Genomic DNA, 16,353 nt, shown 5'->3' with positions numbered 1-16,353 from the left:
TTAAAATGCACTTAATTGCTGTTAATTCATAAGGTATTTGAAGATAAACAGTATGCAAATAGTGCCTATGGAGATAATCAGCATCAAATACAAATTAACCAGCATGTTGTTACTGGTAAAATCCTTGATGGAAATGCCCATGCGCAGGAAGCCGCCAAAAAACAAAATTACGGTAAACACAAATGCGCCTGGTAAGTAATAAATGTAGCGTGTTACAGGATTTGAAATGACGCTGTAGTCTCTGACGGCCTTATCCAGAAAAGGAACTGAGCAGTATTTTTTAAGGAGAGACGAAAAGAACAGAGCATTGATAAGGGTAAAAAGCACCAGAAAAAAAGCCACCCAGTGAAAGACCCTTTCTTTATTGACCCCATAATTCCACCAGTATTTCTGAACGATGTTAAAAAAATTCTGCCCCTTTGCCTGATAGCTGTATGCTACATATTCAGGGTACAACCGTTCATAGCTTGACGTATAACCTCGGCGTTGAAAATTATTCAGCAGGGACTTATAGACGAGCAGGCGTTCAGTCGCTGGGATATTGTCTGGAAAATACAGCTCAAAATCCGTGTAATAAAAGTTGATTTTATCAATTGCAGCGCCCGCCAGATTAATTTTAATGAGCTGCTGGTCATTTTTCTTTTCAAGCTGCGTTAAATCAATCTCACCATCGGCAATCGTTACGTCTGAAAAATCAACCACTCCCGATATAAGGCTGCGGTTGAAAGAAACCTTGCCATGAAACACGGCGTTGGAAAAATTAGTGACGCCGCTGAAGATGCTGTCTAAAAATGCAACGCCATTGTCAAATCGGGCATAGGAAAAATCAACGCCTTTAGCAAACTCATCCAGACGAAAGAGTGCTCTGTGCTCGAAATGGACACCGTAAAACGAGGTATCTCCAAGAAAGGTGGAATGCGAAAGCTCGAAGGCGGCGTTAAATATCGAACGCTGAAAGGTCGCTTCTTTTTCAGCGGCAATATGGAAGAATTTTTCAGGTTGCGCAAAAATGCAGTAGAAAAAACTGACGCTATCCTTGAATCGCGCATCAAATATGCTGATTTTTCCGTTAAAAATTGCCCATCCTGCATTAAAGATTTTATCAAAAGTGACATTGTTAATGGTGAATTCTTTCATGAAGACGGCAAGATTAAAGCCAACCTTTTCACGAAAATGTGCAGAGATAAACGTAATCGTGTTGTTAAACTGCGTTTTAGGTTGTAAAAAAGGGGTCTCAATGACAGTGTTAACAATGTTAAGCGCCTGATTTTCTTCCCGATAAGGGGCTGTCAGGCTGGTATTCATAATGGCTTTAGAGGGCGTGGTTACGCGCATTGTCTCTGCCAGTCCCTCTGTTGCGCATAGTGTGAACAGCAAACTCAGAAGTATACGAACGAATGCGGTAAAAAAGTGATGAACATGCGCGGCTGTCTGAACCATACTTTTCCATGTATCAGTTTATTAAGAGCCCATTTTAGATTTTGCAACGGATTGACCATAAACTCAAACGCTATTTTTATCAGGACTGAGAAAGGGCGCCATCTCGCGGCACCTCGCTAAAATGTGCCATAATTGCAAAATGCGTGAACAATATAGTGACGATAGCATCTCAAAGGAGTGACTTCATTGAAGCGTGTATTATTTGTCGGCCAAAAACCGGAAACAGTCGATTTTTCTGACCCGTCTCTGCCAATGGGATTAACCGCTGAGAAAGTCCATCGCGGGATTGCTGCCGGCATTGCCGGATTGACCGCTTCTGGATGGCAGGCTGAAGACTGTATGATAACACCTGATGACAGCGGATTATCCCTGTTGGAGAAGCAATTGACATCGGCGCAGTATGATTGCGTGGTGATTGGTGCAGGTATTCGACTGCCGCCAAAGGGCCTCTTGTTATTTGAAAAAATCATCAACCTCGTACATCAAGCAGCCCCTGCGGCCGCAATTGCTTTCAATACCAGACCAGAGGATACCGCGGAGGCGGCTGCAAGATGGCTGCGGCTTTAAAACGTTAACAGGCGCTGAAACATTCGCTCGTATTCGTGGGTTTATCAGCACCGTAAGGAAACAGGGTTGGAATATTCTCCACTCTATTAAAACCATCTTTGAGCGTAGCCTCGCTATACCGATACTGGGATAGCTGGGGTTTTACGCTTATCAGCAACCTGATTGTGCGCAAAAGTTACTAAATGATATTTTGTGAGCGCTCATGCTTTTGCCCTGCAATTGGTCTTATCAAGCAGTGTTTTCAACTTATCACGGGCTACAGCAAATGAAGCCGGCGATAGGCGCACGGCTTTGCTCATGTGCTCATAAGCTTTGGAAATATTGCCAGGCGCTTTGTAAGCGTTCGTCAAATAATAAGTAACGGCATATCCTGATGATATTTTGTTCATACACCAGAATTTACAATAACTTCTATTTTGTCCAACGGGTACATTTCTAATTTGCAGCCACACTGCAAACATTATATTGACCGGCATGGGTATTAAATATACAATCGCGATTTTTTTAAACCACTTTTTCTAGTTCAAACCGGAGCACTCATCACATGGCTGTAAAATTAAAATATTATTGGGAAGCTGCAAACAACAATCTTGCTTACGTTTGCAGGAAGTTACTAAAGCACCCAGATATTCTCAATGCACCCAATCCCTTTGATGATTCTCAAACGTTTTACCATGTATCTGCTGGTATTGGAAAAACGCTGGGCTGGGGGGGCGCCTCGATAGTAGGCGTGATCCTTATGCCTCCGCTGGCTATTTTCACGACGATTGCCGGTGGATACAAGATGGTGACGACGTCGAATGAAAGCGACAGCCATATTCGCAGCAGAAAAAACTGGACGATGCTGGACTATGCGGCAGAATATGGTGCATCGGATGTCGCCGTGTACCTTATTATGCAGGGAGCCCAAACCGGGGACGGTTATTTTCGCAGAGTTGCACGATGTTATGGGCATGATGCCTTCATCCTCGCGTGCGACAAAGCAATCGCAAAAATGCAGGAAATGGATGGCAGGCTTACCCAGGCACAAAATGAGGTGACCCTGTTAAGCGAAGAGAACAAGCTGCTCAAATTGCAGCTCATCAGCTTCAAAAACAAATTTACCAGACTCAAGGTCGATTATCTTCTGCTCTACGAGAAAACCCTGGAATTGCTCGGTGAACATGATGAAAACAGTGTGTTCTGTCTATATGAGAACCTGACAAAACAACATGAAAAAATTCTGAAACTGCATAATACCCTCGGCTTCGTGTCCAGCATGCAAAAGTCGAATAACCCAGCTGTAAAAGCCTTTGCTGTCAAACTTTATAAAACACTGAGCGATGATTATAACCAGATCGTTGCCTATTATAAAAAAGCCACGGAAGATTACCAAAAAACATCTAAAAATCCTGCGGAAGCCACTACAGCTCAAACCCATGGATTTTTTTCCAGAAAACCCGACCAGGCTACGCTTTTTAAATATGCTTTCGGTTTGCAGGACAGAAAAGTGCCTTTTACCGCTGGAAACTGTTTTTTTGACGCGGTCATAGCCCAATCTCCTGCCAAGGCATGGACCGTAGAAAACCTGCGCAATGAAATTGCGCTGGAGCTAATTAATAACGACGGCATCTATTCACCCGCTTTCTGTGGAGAATATCCTGAAGAAGGAACAATGGACATAGGGGATGACGTTTACTCTTACAAAGGATATGAAGAATTCTGCGCTCTAATCTCTATGGATCGCTGTTACGTGGATGACATTCACATCCAGGCATTCTGTGAAACACAAAAAATCTGTTGCGCTATCGTTCATGCCAACACAAAGCAGGTCATCCTCCAGGGCGACAAATACCTGTCCGATACTAATCCGCCAGTTTTCGTCGGTTATGAAGGCAATAATCATTATGTTGCTCTGAATTTACCCGCAGGAAAAACCTGGAAAGCCATGTTAAAAACCATGACGCAGGAAGGAACGGTGACGCTTTACGACCAGGAACCTGATGAGTTGCAGATGAAGCTGTAAACCTGAATACGGTAACACTTCTGACAATCGCGCAAAACAATTATTTTTAAAGGCAACCCTACTATGCCCGATACAAACAATCCATTTATATTAATGCAGACTGATGTTTCCAAATTTCTGCTGGTTGAAATAGAAGGCTACAGAATTTATGCAGAAAATGAAGTCGCCCTCGCAAAAATGCGCGAAGCCTTGGTGCAGGGTGAAGCGATAAACTGGAACTCCTCGACTGTTCACAAGATGATGCAGTATGGAAAACGGCTTAATCAGTCTGGCACCATAACTATTATTGCCTTTGACAGGCAACACGTTGCACCAGGCCTTAGCGGCCTATGTATTCCCAAGGCGGACGGAACGATGGAAATACATCTTGGTACTTTAAAAAACTGCAATGTTTCATCGATGGTACATGAGGTTGCACATGCCTGTCTGGAATTGGGCCATGCACCGGATAAATCTTCCGAACTGTTTACCAGGAATGCTGCAGACGCAAAATCCATGCGTGAAGGGTATTGTCGGGATTATCATAATCATACGAAAAATCGGGCAGCCTACGACAAACCAAGAAAAGAGATTGCCAGAATCCTTTTTAAATCACCGGCGGGATATCAGGCTGAACGCTTTTGCGCCGAGCGTGTTGCACACGGGTTACAGGCCCTTGCCTGTTCTGAGACCTTGTGCGAAGAAATCGCACCGGCCTTTTCCCAGGCATTGCGGAAGTACGTACAAGCTGAAATCAGCATAAAACAAGCTGTCCTGCTCCCAGTAGCCACCAAACGCAAACCGGATTTATTTGCCGTACCAAAATCAGCGGCTTCGGTTCGAGAGAAGCTTTTGAATCGTGGCAGAACTACAACAGCCACAGCACAGACCAGTTCAGTCCGACCTGAAACAGTTCCTCTTACTCAGGATTTCGCCCAACAATCTCAGGCGCAGCGTCGCCCATTTCCATTTACCAGCAGACAGATTTTTAATTTTTGCGAGAAAACGCTTAAATTTGTTGCCAGCACTACGGCCTGGCTTCATGCCCGCCATCGCCATGAGTACCTGAAAGAACATGGCTGGCTTTTTCATAACAGTGCCGCCGCGGCTATTGCGTTTACAACGGTTTCTGCACATCTGTCTGCGTGGTCACGGCTTTATTCAATCAACCCGGCAGCAGCCACGCTTTTGGCAGCAGCGTCCCTTTTTGCCTACACACCCGATCAGGAAGCGACTTTCAAAACCGCCTGGGACAAGCTCAGACCAGAAGACTTTAATCATCCCACGCCAGGAGAGGCTGATGAAAATCTGATTCATTTTCGCAATCCATGGGGACCTTGTCACGGGATAAAAGAAGAAATATTGCAGCAAATGGGACCTCAGGCTTTATTGTTTCATCATGATTTTGCTGAATCGTGGCTGCTTGAAAAGGGATTAAGAGCGGTGGGTACTGGCGTGAATTTTATCATGGACACGATCACCGCCGGAATTGATGTGACAGCAAAATGCCTGCTGAGTATGGATAAAAGCCATGAAGAAACATGGGCTCTTTTAACACCGGATGATTTCGTCCCGATGACACCGTCCGAAGCCGATCATCATTTGGCTCATCATGGCAGCCCCTGGAAACTCAAGCCTGAAATACTGGCCGGGCTCGGAGCGAGTGCGATGCTGCTCAACCCGGAGTATCAGGAAGCCGCTTTCTGGATATCAGGAGCCAAGGCGTTAAGTGCTGGTATTGATGCCATCGCCAGCGTTCCTGACAAATGTGAAGCCGCCAGACGCGAACTGGAACCAGGCGATTTTAACCAACCGACCAAAGAACAGGCTGAATACAATCTGATTCACCATGGCAACCCATGGGGGCCTTGTGCCGGGATAAAGGCAGATAAACTCAGAGACATGGGGCCGGGCGCACTCTTGCTTGTCCATGAAGGCAATGAAGCATGGTTCTGGATAAAAGGCGCTAAAGGAATAGCTGATTGGGTGCAGTCCTGGCAGGATACCCTGTATGGTGAAGCAAAGTTACCCGGGCAACCCTTGGGCACAGAAAGCCCGCGTACAGCCTGGCAGGCGCTCAGCAACCTCAAAAAACTGAGCCAGGATTTACGTCTGCCCGGTACGAGCAGACAACCGAATCCAAAGCGGGATATTATCAGCGAAACGCTGCGTCCCCCGGCACCGCAAACGTCCATACCGACCTCATCTTCCTCCATGGACACAATGACCGCATCAGGCAGCCTGACATCTTCACAACCGCAGTATGATTTAAAATATGTCAGCGAATTACGCGATAAAATTCGTAAAAGCTGCAATCCCAAAAGCACGCTGAAAGAACAACAGCAGGCCATCTTGCCAACACCCAAAAATCCAGCCAGCGGCGCCCGCTTTCACTTTGATATCAGGGGGAATCAGGAAGGTTTCAGTGTTGTTGGAGGCGTGACGGTTACCGGATTTAAATTAAGCAGTCTCGCTCTGTTGGGCGGTGCGGCTGTTTTAGGCGGCCTGGTATTGGGCGTGAGCTGGTATTATCAGCGCAAGCGCTTTAAGAAACAAATGAAGCGCATTAAAAAGCAGTGCCGCTTTGTCGGCGAAGAAATGCAGGAGACCCAGCAGATTTTTAATGAAGCCTGCGACGCACTGCAGGCTTTGCTGGATGCCCCTGAAAATGCACCCAACATAACTACCCTGCTTAAAAATGCGCAGCAGGCGCTCGCCCGGGCGGATCATCACAGCGACATGATGCTAAAAAAATACATCAGTCTTGCCTATGACAGGCATGTCAAACTCGACGTAGCCAAAACCACAAGCCTGTCACTGGAGGACCTGGAAAAGCTGTTGGCCAGCAATGCGCCGCTACCGCCGCACATCAGAGAAAAACTGGCTGATTTTATTGAGAATCATCATGACAAATTTGTTGATCATGGCGATGGTAAAGGCTCCGTCATCCATCAAACGTCACACAGTGAGCATGCCCCGCGTAAGCAAACAAGGGAATATATCAAAAAATTTCTTCCTGACTTACACAACATGGATGAAGGCGTTGACGCGATGCTCGCGCAACTCGGCCTCTATGAAGCGTATCAGGAGCTGCAGGAGATTGCCGGGCAATTAAACCAAAAGCATGACGATTATCTCAATGGTAAAATTCACAGCAAAGACCTGTGCCATGTAACAAACCAGTATATTAAAAAGCTTCAGGAAATCATTGACAAGTACCTCTGTACGGGACAAAAAATCATATCAACGCCTCGGTCGGTGCCTCGATGCTCAAGAAGGCCATCACCTGACCAATTAAACTCAAGATATTCTGCTTTGCATTGAGAGCCGCATCACGTAGAAAATCAAGACCATAACGAAAAATACTGACCTCTTTTCTACCATGTTTTTTCATTTTGATCGCTTTTTGCTCGTTGCGCCATTCACCTACTTTATAAGCCCAACAAAAGCCGATGCTTAAAAGTGCTATCAGCTTCGAAATACGCTCCGGCTTTGTAATATGCGTGTCCTCAAAGTTAAAGCCGCGCGATTTCAGGCAGGAAAACAGGGTTTCTATTTCCCAGCGCCGGCCATACAATTCGATAGGTGAATCAACTTCTTTATCTGTTGCAACAATAAGTAATTCACCATCTGTAAGCCGGAGCGCGCTCAACCAGACTTTTTGCTTCCAAAGCCTGCGCTCACCCCTCAGTTTTCGTTGTTCACCAGGCTTCAGATCGTAGAAAAGAGCATCCACATTAACGTCAAGCCCCAAGCTGTTGCTGGTTTGAGTGTTGCTTTTGATTCGAATGCAAAATGAGATCCCTTCACTACGCAACCATGAGAACCATTCGTTTCCAACAAACTCTCGGTCAGCCAGCAGACAGGCAACTCTTTCTTTGCCAAACTGCTCTATAAAACGCTTAAGTAAGGCTATACGCTCTGTGGTATTACTGTTCCCGCGCTTGGGCAGCAAATCCCACATGAGAGGGATGGCTATCCCTTTGTAGGCAATAGACAGCATTAATATATTGATATCCTGCTTGCCCCACTGCCAATTTGTTCTGTCTATGCTGAGATACAACGGCGTCTGGTCAAAATCAAAAAAAGTCATCACCCATCCGGCCAGAGCGGTGAAGCATATTGTGAATTCCCTGAAAAATCGCTTGATACGCTTGTAGCGCGATTCTATTGTTGCCTCGCTTTCAAAGCCACAGGCCAGTTCGCTTAAATTGACCGTTCTTACTTTGAACAATGATACCAGCATACAGGCGAAACAGGTCATTCTTGCCTTGTTCCAACTAAAATATCCGTTTAATATACCGCTCAGCTCGTTGATTTCCATGACTCCATGCCTTTTCCTTGAACAGAAACGCAGGGATTGTCTATTAATCAATGAGCTACTTCAAGTTTTTTGTCCCGTACAAAGGACAAGTACAAAGAGCTTTATAATGACTTACCCGACGATCATAAAGACAAAAAATATTATGAAAATCTGATTGCTGACAACGAAAAAAAACAACATTCAGCAAAAGACCTATACAAATACACCTGTACACTGGTCGCAACCAATCGAAGCGTTGGGTATGTTAACAAAGCAACCGATGCCTTTGATGAGGCCCTGCAAAAGTATCAGAGCAAGCAATTGCCGCTGGATGATCTGCTGTTATTAGCGAATGACTATAAAAAATCACTGGATGAGAGTATTCAGACTCACCAGAATCTGCTGGCCTGCATGGCGGAGGATGATGAAAATCGCCCGCATGTAGAGGCTCAGATTGCGGCCGGGCAACAGGGGCGGGCCCAGGTGGATAACAAAGTCAGTCTGGTCAGAGACATCAGCACGTACAATACGAAAAACGCCCTTTTTCATGAAGCATTTATCGAATTGTCCATGCAGTTTAAGGAAAAGCTGGTCGATAGCGATGAATTTCAGCGACAGTTTGAACAATTGGCCGGGGATTTTAATGGAGAGATTCTGCCTGTAGCAACAGCCATCATGGGTAACCCACAGTGCGGTCAGGAATTACATGAGAAGATGAAGGGGGTTGGCACCAGCGTCCCCCATCGTGATGACATGCTGGCGCAAGTCATCGCTTATATTCTGGACGGCATCCATTCCGATACAACGAAGGATGAGCTCGGCACCCTGCATGGCAAGGCGGCGGATTTGGCCGAGTTGGTTCAGGACCCGGACAAATATGGCAAAATTATGATAGCACTTGCGCAAACCGTTCTGGGTGAATCCTGCCCTGACCTCGCGGTTCAAAGCATGACGGCCCTGCTGGCACGCGATCCGCAGAATCAGGAAGCCAGCGTGCTGCTGAAAGACGCGCAGTGCATAGCTCGTTATTTTGAAGCCAGGTCAGGTAGTGATACAGCAGACCTACAGGCTTCTTATGCCGATCTGCAATCACTGGCCAACCCCGAACAAAGAATTTACTATCTGCGCGATTGGCTCCTCCTGATGGAAGAACGTGCCAATCAGTATACTCAGGTTGCCATTCTCCTCGCACTGCCCGGCGGCAACGACCAGCTGCAAACCGATAAATGGCTGAATCTTCATATAGAACGCAGCCTGCAGATAGTCGGCCTGCAGGAAGAGCAAGCGCTGTTGAAGGCCTTTCAACAACAGATGGATGCGGAAAGCGACCCGGAGAAAAAGAAAGCGCTTGCGGAGAAAGTGAACCCGCAGCGGCTGGACTTGATTGATAAGCAGCTGATTATGCATGATCTGCTGCAAAGCCATGATGCGAAACGAATCGCCAGCCAGATTTACAACAAACAGACAGAGGGCACTCGACGTAACCTTGAGCTGCTTGGCTACGGCCATCTGGCAGCAGATTTCCTTCTTACCGCCCTGGATAAACAAATCAAAACCCGTCTTGATTTAAGCAAAAAGCAGCGTAAACGGATTTCCCAATGCCTTGCCCATATTACGTCCCTGGTTAACATGAAGATAAGCGAAAATCTGTTAAAAGATTACGATCCAGGCAAATATCTACGGGAAACGGCTGGCTTTAGCCCTGATCATGCTGACGCATTCGTTAATCTGCTGCAAACAGGCAGCAATGACGATTTTGTGCATGCCGCCCACAGCTATCTGAATCGATTTAACAACGTAGTCATAGGCGCAAAACTCCTGTCGACCCTGACCGATTTTTATCTGGAACACTGCTACAAAAAAGCAAACACCAAACTGTCGATGGAGGCCTGGCTGGAACAGGCGCCTTTTGCCAAAGGACTGCACCGGGTCAATAACGTAGTCCATCATGCAACCGACAGTTTTACCGGGGTGCAAATGCTGTTATCGCTTTATCTTTTTGCAGCAGAAACGACGGATGTGTTCAGCCTGGCCCGCAAGGTAAGCTCCGCTTTTTTCAACCTCCCTTATATCCATCAGTTCATAGACCATATGATGACCAGCGATAGCAGACCGGTTGGAGAGGATCGCCTCTATATTTTTTATAAATTGCTGATGGAGCATTTTTATGGCGGTAAATGGCAGCAATTGTTCTATATGCATGAAGACACCATTTTGCATGGCGTTATGGAGGTATTACAACGAGGGAAATATTTTCAGGCTGCTCAAACCGTGTATGAAAAATTACCTGTCATACAAAATATCTGGTTTGCGATTCGCACCTTGTATGCCGTTTATCAGGCCGCATCCGGTGTTGAACAAAAGCGGATAGAACTCATCCTTGCCAATCTCAAAAGACAGTTTGCAGAGATTACCGCAATGCTGGACAAGGCTTCTGGCAAGGAAGATAAATTGTCTGCCTGCCAAAAAGCAGGCGCTATGTATGCTGATCTCAAATATCAGATACGCAATGTTTCCATTCAGCATCCTGATTTGAATTCGCTCCATGCCTGGGCTCTGTATTCTCAGCGTCTCTATGATGACAGCGCGGAAATCATCCCCCACCAGGGGCCGGGCAACGGTTTGTTTGAGGCGGTTGCACATTATGTGGATCAATCGGCAGAAAGCCTGGCCGGGCTGACAGAGGCTTTTATAACAGCCAATCCATTGGTAACCACTAAAGAAAATGCACCGGCTGACTACCTTAAAATAGTTGCTCTGACAAAGATGCTGGGGCGACCTATTTATATCATCTATCAAAAAACAGGGCTTGATCTGTCTGCTGAAGGCCTCGACAGCACAATTATTTCAGATCCTGTTTTTGTGCAATATGATGAAGAAAATAAGCGCTATAATGCCGTCATGCTGCGTAACGAGTTGTATTTTACCAGGCAACAGGCACGCAAACTGGCCTTACACACGGCAGCCCTGCCCTCACAAAATGCGGCAAAACCGGTGGTTCCAGCAGAACTGATTCTGCCCCCCGATGTCAAAACAAGGCTTGCAGCAGCAAGGGAACGGGTAGAAAAGCTGCGCCAGGGGCCAGTCAAGGCATCAACGGTCAGTGAGGAAAGAAAAGCGGTTATCAGGAAAGAGCTTCGCCATCTCAGACCATCGTTCTTTGACAGAAAACAGGAAAACAATGCACATGGAGAAGATCAGCCGAAGCCCGCTGCTCGCTGATGGGATAATGCTGGCGATGGGGAAATAGATTATTAGATTCCCCACTCGTCAGCAGCAGAACAATACCTTCAGGGCTTCTTTGGAAGAATCCCCAACAGTGATCATATGGAGAGCTTCATTCCTTAATAATTCGGTCAATGGATCACTGAATTTTTGAGCTGGTGAGGGAATGTATTATCCATAGGCATGCCTTCGTTCTATAATGCCACCACATTTGCGCTTTTTTACCCATGTTGCCCAGCTTTTAATGTCAGTATCAGCGTATTTTTTATGACTGATGGTTTGTAGTATGTGATAAGAAAAATCATGATTATTTGGCTGTTTTAATTTTAACAGTTTAATCTGTATACGGGACAAAAAATCGTTGTCTTCCCAGAGCTCATGCTGGAGTTAGCCCCATGCCGGCACATGGATGGGTTCCCTGCCTGCGCGGAATGACCGGATTCGGGGTGTGTGCGGAGGCCAAAATCTCTCCCACACTGTCTTCCCCGCGCAGGCGGGGACCCATTCGGGATGTGGCATGGAGCCAACGCATGGAACGATTCATCCTGGTCACGGTACAAAAATACACGTAAATCCCCCGGCGCGGAAAAAATGTCCCGTACACAGGTCAAAACATCTGAATAGGGCATGTCTGGGTTAAAAATGGGAAGGGTCAGAAATTTGGGACTTGTAATATGTTGATTTAATTGGTCGGAGTGACAAGAATCGAACTTGCGACCCCTGCCTCCCGAAGGCAGTGCTCTACCAGGCTGAGCTACACTCCGACACACATGATTTGCAGTGGCTAATGGCTTCTTTCAAGTGCGAAGCGCGCCAGGTCTGCAAGGGCCTCTTTATACACTGAATCAGGGAGTGATTGCAATGCTGAAAGTGATTTATCCACTTCACTGGCTGCAATTTCGCGGGTGTATTCAATGGCGCGGGTATCGCGCAGGGCCTCTAAAATCTGTGGCAGATATTCAAGGCTGCCCTCCTCGAGACTTTTGCGGATACACGCCCGCTGGGCTTCACTGCCTTCGCGCAGCGCATGCAAAAGCGGCAGGGTGGCCTTGCCATCGGCGAGGTCATCGCCAACGTTTTTGCCAAGCGTTTCGCTTGAAGAGCAGTAATCAAGCGCATCGTCAATGAGCTGGAAGGCATTGCCAAGGTGCAGGCCATACTGATACAAAGACTGCACATTCTTGTCGTCCATTTCTGCAAGCAATGCGCCGATGCTGGTGCAGGCCGCAAAGAGCAGTGCCGTTTTAGAGCGGATAACATCAAAATATTCAGCGAGTGTCAGGGCATGGTTGTGACGGTTGGAGAGCTGGCGCACTTCCCCACAGCTGATTTCATGTGACGTGTCTGCCATCATTTTCAAAATTTTTAGATGCTGCGTACTGACCATAAGCTGCACGGATTGCGTAAAGAGATAATCCCCCACGAGAATACTTGCCTTGCTGCCCCAGATGGTGTTGGCCGTTTCTCGACCGCGCCTCAGGGTGGATTCATCCACCACATCATCATGCAGCAGTGTAGCCGTGTGGAAAAACTCTACCATTGCCGCGAGGGTGATGTGGTCATCTCCCTGATACCCACAGGCGCGGCTCGCGAGCAATACCAGCAGCGGTCGCAGGCGCTTTCCACCGCTTTGAACGATATGGTTCGATAAATCGTCAATGAGGCCAACCTGAGATTGAATTCGGTCAACAATGAGTCGGTCAACGGCTTCAACGTCATCCGCCACAAGAGCTTTTAATCGTGCAACAGGCATGTGTGCCTCCGTCTGCTGAGCGCGGTATTTCAAATTATTCGGGAACTTCCTGCTCAAGCCATTGATTTAATACATCAATGATTTTTCGAGCCTGTTCAGTGCTTGAGATATTAAATTTCGATTTTTGCCAGTATTGATCATTGCGTTTCTGATAACGGCGAATGGAAAAACGCACCGGGCTCCAGGCGTTTTTGGCTGGCTCCCAGTCCTGATAGCGAAAAATGATGGTCGTCCATGCGCCGCGGGTCAGGACCTGTTTGTCCAGCTCGCGCACGGTTTCCGTGCCGTTGTCCTGGTAGGAGATGGTAAGACTGTCAATGGAATCACTCATGAAACACGTTCCGGCAAAGGGTTAATCGATGGATTGTAAATTGCCGTTCACAAAAGTCAAGGAAACCGGGGGTTGATACTGACTGGCCTGGTACGTCCAGATTTCTGGTTTTGGAGCACCAGGAATCATCTGGTTGATGAAGGTATTGTTAACAATGGTGGGACTGCCGCAGGCATTATAGACTTTAAACGAGGGGTCACCTACCGCGATGTTCGCACCCTGGCATACGGAAAAAGCATTGGTGCCAGAGCCATTAATGCGCACGGCTACTACCTTGTTATTGCTGACATCCACCTCAAGCTGCACCCCGCCGGAGCCGGTCGGAATGTTCCACACGCCATAAAAAGCGCTGCTTGTGCCCATGTTATTGTAGATAAGCTGCTGCACCGGCACTTTCTGTGTGGCCGGCAGCTGAGAGGTCTGTTTGCTGAGAGGCGTGCCGCAGGCGGCCAGCACCTGGCTTTGTGCCATGCCGACACTTATCCAGGCGCTGTTTTGCGAGCAGTAATAATTATCGTCCGCTGAAGCCTGTGCTGACAGTACCAGTGCAGCTGTTATTACAACACCACGGCATCCACGCATGATTTTGCCCTTCAACATTCCTGTGTGTGTAAAGTATATACTATTTTACACCCAGGTGTTTTGCAGAGGCATGCCGGAGAGCGTGGCCTCGATAAAGATAACAATGGCTTTCAGCGCGACCATCGCTACCAGGGGAGCCAGGTCAAGTTCGGCTATCGGGCGCACGAAACGGCGGGTAAACTTCAGTACCGGCTCACTCAGGTACCAGAGTGCTTCAGCCACCGGATGCTTCCAGTCCGGGCGTATCCAGCTGATAAGAAGGGTCAGCAGCACGCAGTAGAAAAGCGCGTTACAGGGGCGCACAATCAGGTCTCCGGCGAGATAGACCAGAAGATAACCAAACCCGATAAATCCACCGGTCAGGAACAGTCCATAGAGCACCAGCTTGATAATCACCAGCGTAACTACTGACGCAAGCGCCGGTATGTCGTAGGGTGATTTCGCATTTGCATGTGTGCCAAAGATGCGCTGGAAGGGCTTCACAAAAGCATTCGTCAAACGAATAATGGCGGCATTGCCGGCCTGTCGGGGTGTCGCTCCAAAAAAACGGAGCAGGATGCGCGCCCAAAGTAAAAAAAGCACAAGCGCAAAAAAAAGTGACACCAGAAAAAATGCTACGCTTAAAATTCCGGACATGGTGTTTCCTCAAATGGGTTACTGCTTCTGACGCCCGTGCGCCAGAAGCTCGCGCGATCGCGCCGCCGCTGCCCGCAGGGCGTCTGCAATCACGTCTTCAAAGCCTCGAGTCTTCAGTATAGCCAGAGCCGCGGCAGTTGTGCCAGCAGGAGATGTGACTTTATCCCGCAGTGTCGCAAACGTTTCGTTACTGTGCGTGCAGACAGCGACAGCACCTTTAAGCGTCTGCAGCGCAAAAACGCGCGAAGTTTCTTCATCGAGCCCAAGCGCGATGGCGCCTTTTTCGAGTGCTTCGAGAAAGAGAAAAACATACGCAGGCCCGCTTCCTGCCAGAGCGGTAAAGGCGTCCATATCCTCCTCATGCTTAAGCCAGGCAACGCGTCCCACGGCAGCAAACAACACCTCTGCGGTGTTTTTTTGCGCGGGCGTTGTCCATGCATTCGCAAAAAGGGCCGTTGCGCCTTCGTTGAATGCGGCGGCGAGGTTTGGCATGGCGCGCACCAGTGCATGCGCCTCATTCGCGGTTTCTGCAAAAAAAGCGCATGAAAGGCCCGCCGCCACCGAAATCAGCAGGCAGCTTGCGGGAATATATGCCGAAATTGCCGCCATCACCTCCTGCATCTGCTGCGGTTTGACCGCGAGTATGACCACTTCCGCATTGCAGAGTGCCTCAGAAGGATGGCTGGTGGTTATAACGCCATGCCCATCAACGGCCCTCGTCAGTGAGGGCGCGAAAGCGTGTAAGTCCGTGAATCCTGCCGCTGAGAGTCCTCTGGCAAGTGCTTTTGCCATGCTGCCATAGCCTGCAAAGGTGATTTTCATGATGCTGGAATCTCCTCTTCTCCAAAAAGTGCGCGTCCGATGCGTACAATGGTGCTTCCTGCAATGACCGCCGGCACCATATCGGCACTCATGCCCATTGACAGTGTATCGAGTGCGAGAGAGGTGTCACGGTTCAGCGATTCCATAAGGTCTGCAAGGCGCTTGAAAGCAGCATATTGACGCTCGGGGCTCGTATTGGCTGTCGGGATGCACATCAGACCGCGCAGACAAAGGCCCGCAGGCTTTGAGACCGCCTCAGCGAGCGCGTGGGCTTCACTCGGAGAAATGCCGGCTTTTTGCGCTTCTGCATCAAGGTTTATCTGCAGGCAGATATTAAGTGGCGGTAAGGCAGTCGGTCGATTGTCCGCGAGCTTTTCCGCCGCCTCAAGGCTTGCGACACTGTGCACCCAGTCAAATGACTGAGCAATACGTTTGAGCTTATTACTCTGCAGCGGTCCGATAAAATGCCATGTGATGGGCAGGTCCTGAAGCGCCTGCATTTTAACAAGCGCCTCCTGACAGCGGTTTTCGCCAAAAGCGCTTAACCCTGCCGCAAAAGCTTCACGAATGGCACCCACCGTCTGCCCCTTGCTGACGGCAAGGAGACTGACAGCACCCTCGGAGCGATTGGCCTCCTTTTCAGCTGCACGAAGCCTTTGAAGGACTGCCTGAACACGCATGGCGATGGTCATGTGCGCATCCTTGTGCGC

At 48.1% G+C, this 16,353-nt stretch carries 13 protein-coding genes and 1 tRNA gene; 4 read left to right on the top strand and 10 right to left on the bottom strand.

Going from position 1 to position 16,353, the window contains the following annotated elements; genetic code table 11:
* Positions 1–21: 21 nt before the first annotated feature.
* A complete protein-coding gene (locus E4T54_RS04495) occupies positions 22–1,335 on the bottom strand; it encodes a pentapeptide repeat-containing protein (RefSeq protein WP_162150882.1) in 1,314 nt (437 codons plus the stop codon).
* A gap of 291 nt (positions 1,336–1,626) precedes the next feature.
* On the opposite strand from E4T54_RS04495, the gene E4T54_RS04490 reads away from it, so the two are divergent.
* Positions 1,627–2,007 carry a hypothetical protein gene (locus tag E4T54_RS04490; RefSeq protein ID WP_028385915.1) on the top strand — a complete coding sequence of 127 codons (381 nt, stop codon included), beginning with the start codon at positions 1,627–1,629 and terminating at the stop codon, positions 2,005–2,007.
* 200 nt (positions 2,008–2,207) lie between these two features.
* Here E4T54_RS04490 and E4T54_RS04485 read toward each other — a convergent pair whose 3' ends face one another.
* Entirely contained in the window at positions 2,208–2,483 is a 276-nt protein-coding gene (locus E4T54_RS04485; protein WP_135100394.1) for a hypothetical protein, read from the bottom strand.
* Between the two features lie 68 nt (positions 2,484–2,551).
* Here E4T54_RS04485 and E4T54_RS04480 point away from each other — a divergent pair, with 68 nt between their 5' ends.
* Both E4T54_RS04480 and E4T54_RS04475 read left to right on the top strand, forming a co-directional pair.
* A complete protein-coding gene (locus E4T54_RS04480) occupies positions 2,552–4,012 on the top strand; it encodes a hypothetical protein (protein ID WP_028385913.1) in 1,461 nt (486 codons plus the stop codon).
* Positions 4,013–4,075: 63 nt separating this feature from the next.
* Positions 4,076–7,315, top strand: coding sequence for a hypothetical protein (locus E4T54_RS04475; protein ID WP_028385912.1), 3,240 nt, complete (start codon positions 4,076–4,078; stop codon positions 7,313–7,315).
* Here the strand turns inward: E4T54_RS04475 and E4T54_RS04470 are convergent.
* Positions 7,230–8,315, bottom strand: a complete 1,086-nt coding sequence (locus tag E4T54_RS04470; RefSeq protein WP_115152790.1) for an IS4 family transposase — start codon at positions 8,313–8,315, stop codon at positions 7,230–7,232. The two genes, E4T54_RS04475 and E4T54_RS04470, sit on opposite strands and share 86 nt — an antisense overlap.
* 69 nt (positions 8,316–8,384) lie before the next feature.
* Between E4T54_RS04470 and E4T54_RS04465 the strand changes: the two genes are divergently transcribed.
* Positions 8,385–11,516, top strand: a complete 3,132-nt coding sequence (locus tag E4T54_RS04465; RefSeq protein ID WP_028386130.1) for a hypothetical protein — start codon at positions 8,385–8,387, stop codon at positions 11,514–11,516.
* 690 nt (positions 11,517–12,206) lie between these two features.
* On the opposite strand, the gene E4T54_RS04460 is transcribed toward E4T54_RS04465, so the two are convergent.
* The 7 genes from E4T54_RS04460 to E4T54_RS04430 all read right to left on the bottom strand — a co-directional run bounded on the left by E4T54_RS04460 (position 12,207) and on the right by E4T54_RS04430 (position 16,335).
* A tRNA-Pro gene (locus E4T54_RS04460) sits at positions 12,207–12,283 on the bottom strand.
* A 20-nt stretch (positions 12,284–12,303) separates the two neighbouring features.
* A complete protein-coding gene (locus E4T54_RS04455) occupies positions 12,304–13,272 on the bottom strand; it encodes a polyprenyl synthetase family protein (protein ID WP_028386129.1) in 969 nt (322 codons plus the stop codon).
* 34 nt (positions 13,273–13,306) lie between these two features.
* Entirely contained in the window at positions 13,307–13,603 is a 297-nt protein-coding gene (locus E4T54_RS04450) for a hypothetical protein (RefSeq protein WP_028386128.1), read from the bottom strand.
* A 21-nt stretch (positions 13,604–13,624) separates the two neighbouring features.
* Positions 13,625–14,185, bottom strand: a complete 561-nt coding sequence (locus E4T54_RS04445) for a DUF2845 domain-containing protein (RefSeq protein WP_035901972.1) — start codon at positions 14,183–14,185, stop codon at positions 13,625–13,627.
* A gap of 45 nt (positions 14,186–14,230) precedes the next feature.
* The gene (locus E4T54_RS04440; protein WP_028386126.1) at positions 14,231–14,821 is read right to left on the bottom strand and encodes a YggT family protein; all 591 of its coding nucleotides are present in this window, start codon (positions 14,819–14,821) and stop codon (positions 14,231–14,233) included.
* A gap of 18 nt (positions 14,822–14,839) precedes the next feature.
* A complete protein-coding gene (gene proC / locus E4T54_RS04435) occupies positions 14,840–15,643 on the bottom strand; it encodes a pyrroline-5-carboxylate reductase (RefSeq protein ID WP_028386125.1) in 804 nt (267 codons plus the stop codon).
* Positions 15,640–16,335 carry a YggS family pyridoxal phosphate-dependent enzyme gene (locus E4T54_RS04430; RefSeq protein WP_035901970.1) on the bottom strand — a complete coding sequence of 232 codons (696 nt, stop codon included), beginning with the start codon at positions 16,333–16,335 and terminating at the stop codon, positions 15,640–15,642. The genes proC and E4T54_RS04430 overlap by 4 nt, the downstream gene beginning before the upstream one ends.
* Positions 16,336–16,353 lie beyond the last annotated feature (18 nt).

Origin of the sequence: Legionella geestiana (genome assembly GCF_004571195.1) — a bacterium.
In the GTDB taxonomy this organism is placed as follows: domain Bacteria; phylum Pseudomonadota; class Gammaproteobacteria; order Legionellales; family Legionellaceae; genus Legionella_B; species Legionella_B geestiana.
Note: the sequence above shows the minus strand (reverse complement) of the source record. Positions and strands in the feature narration are given on the sequence as shown.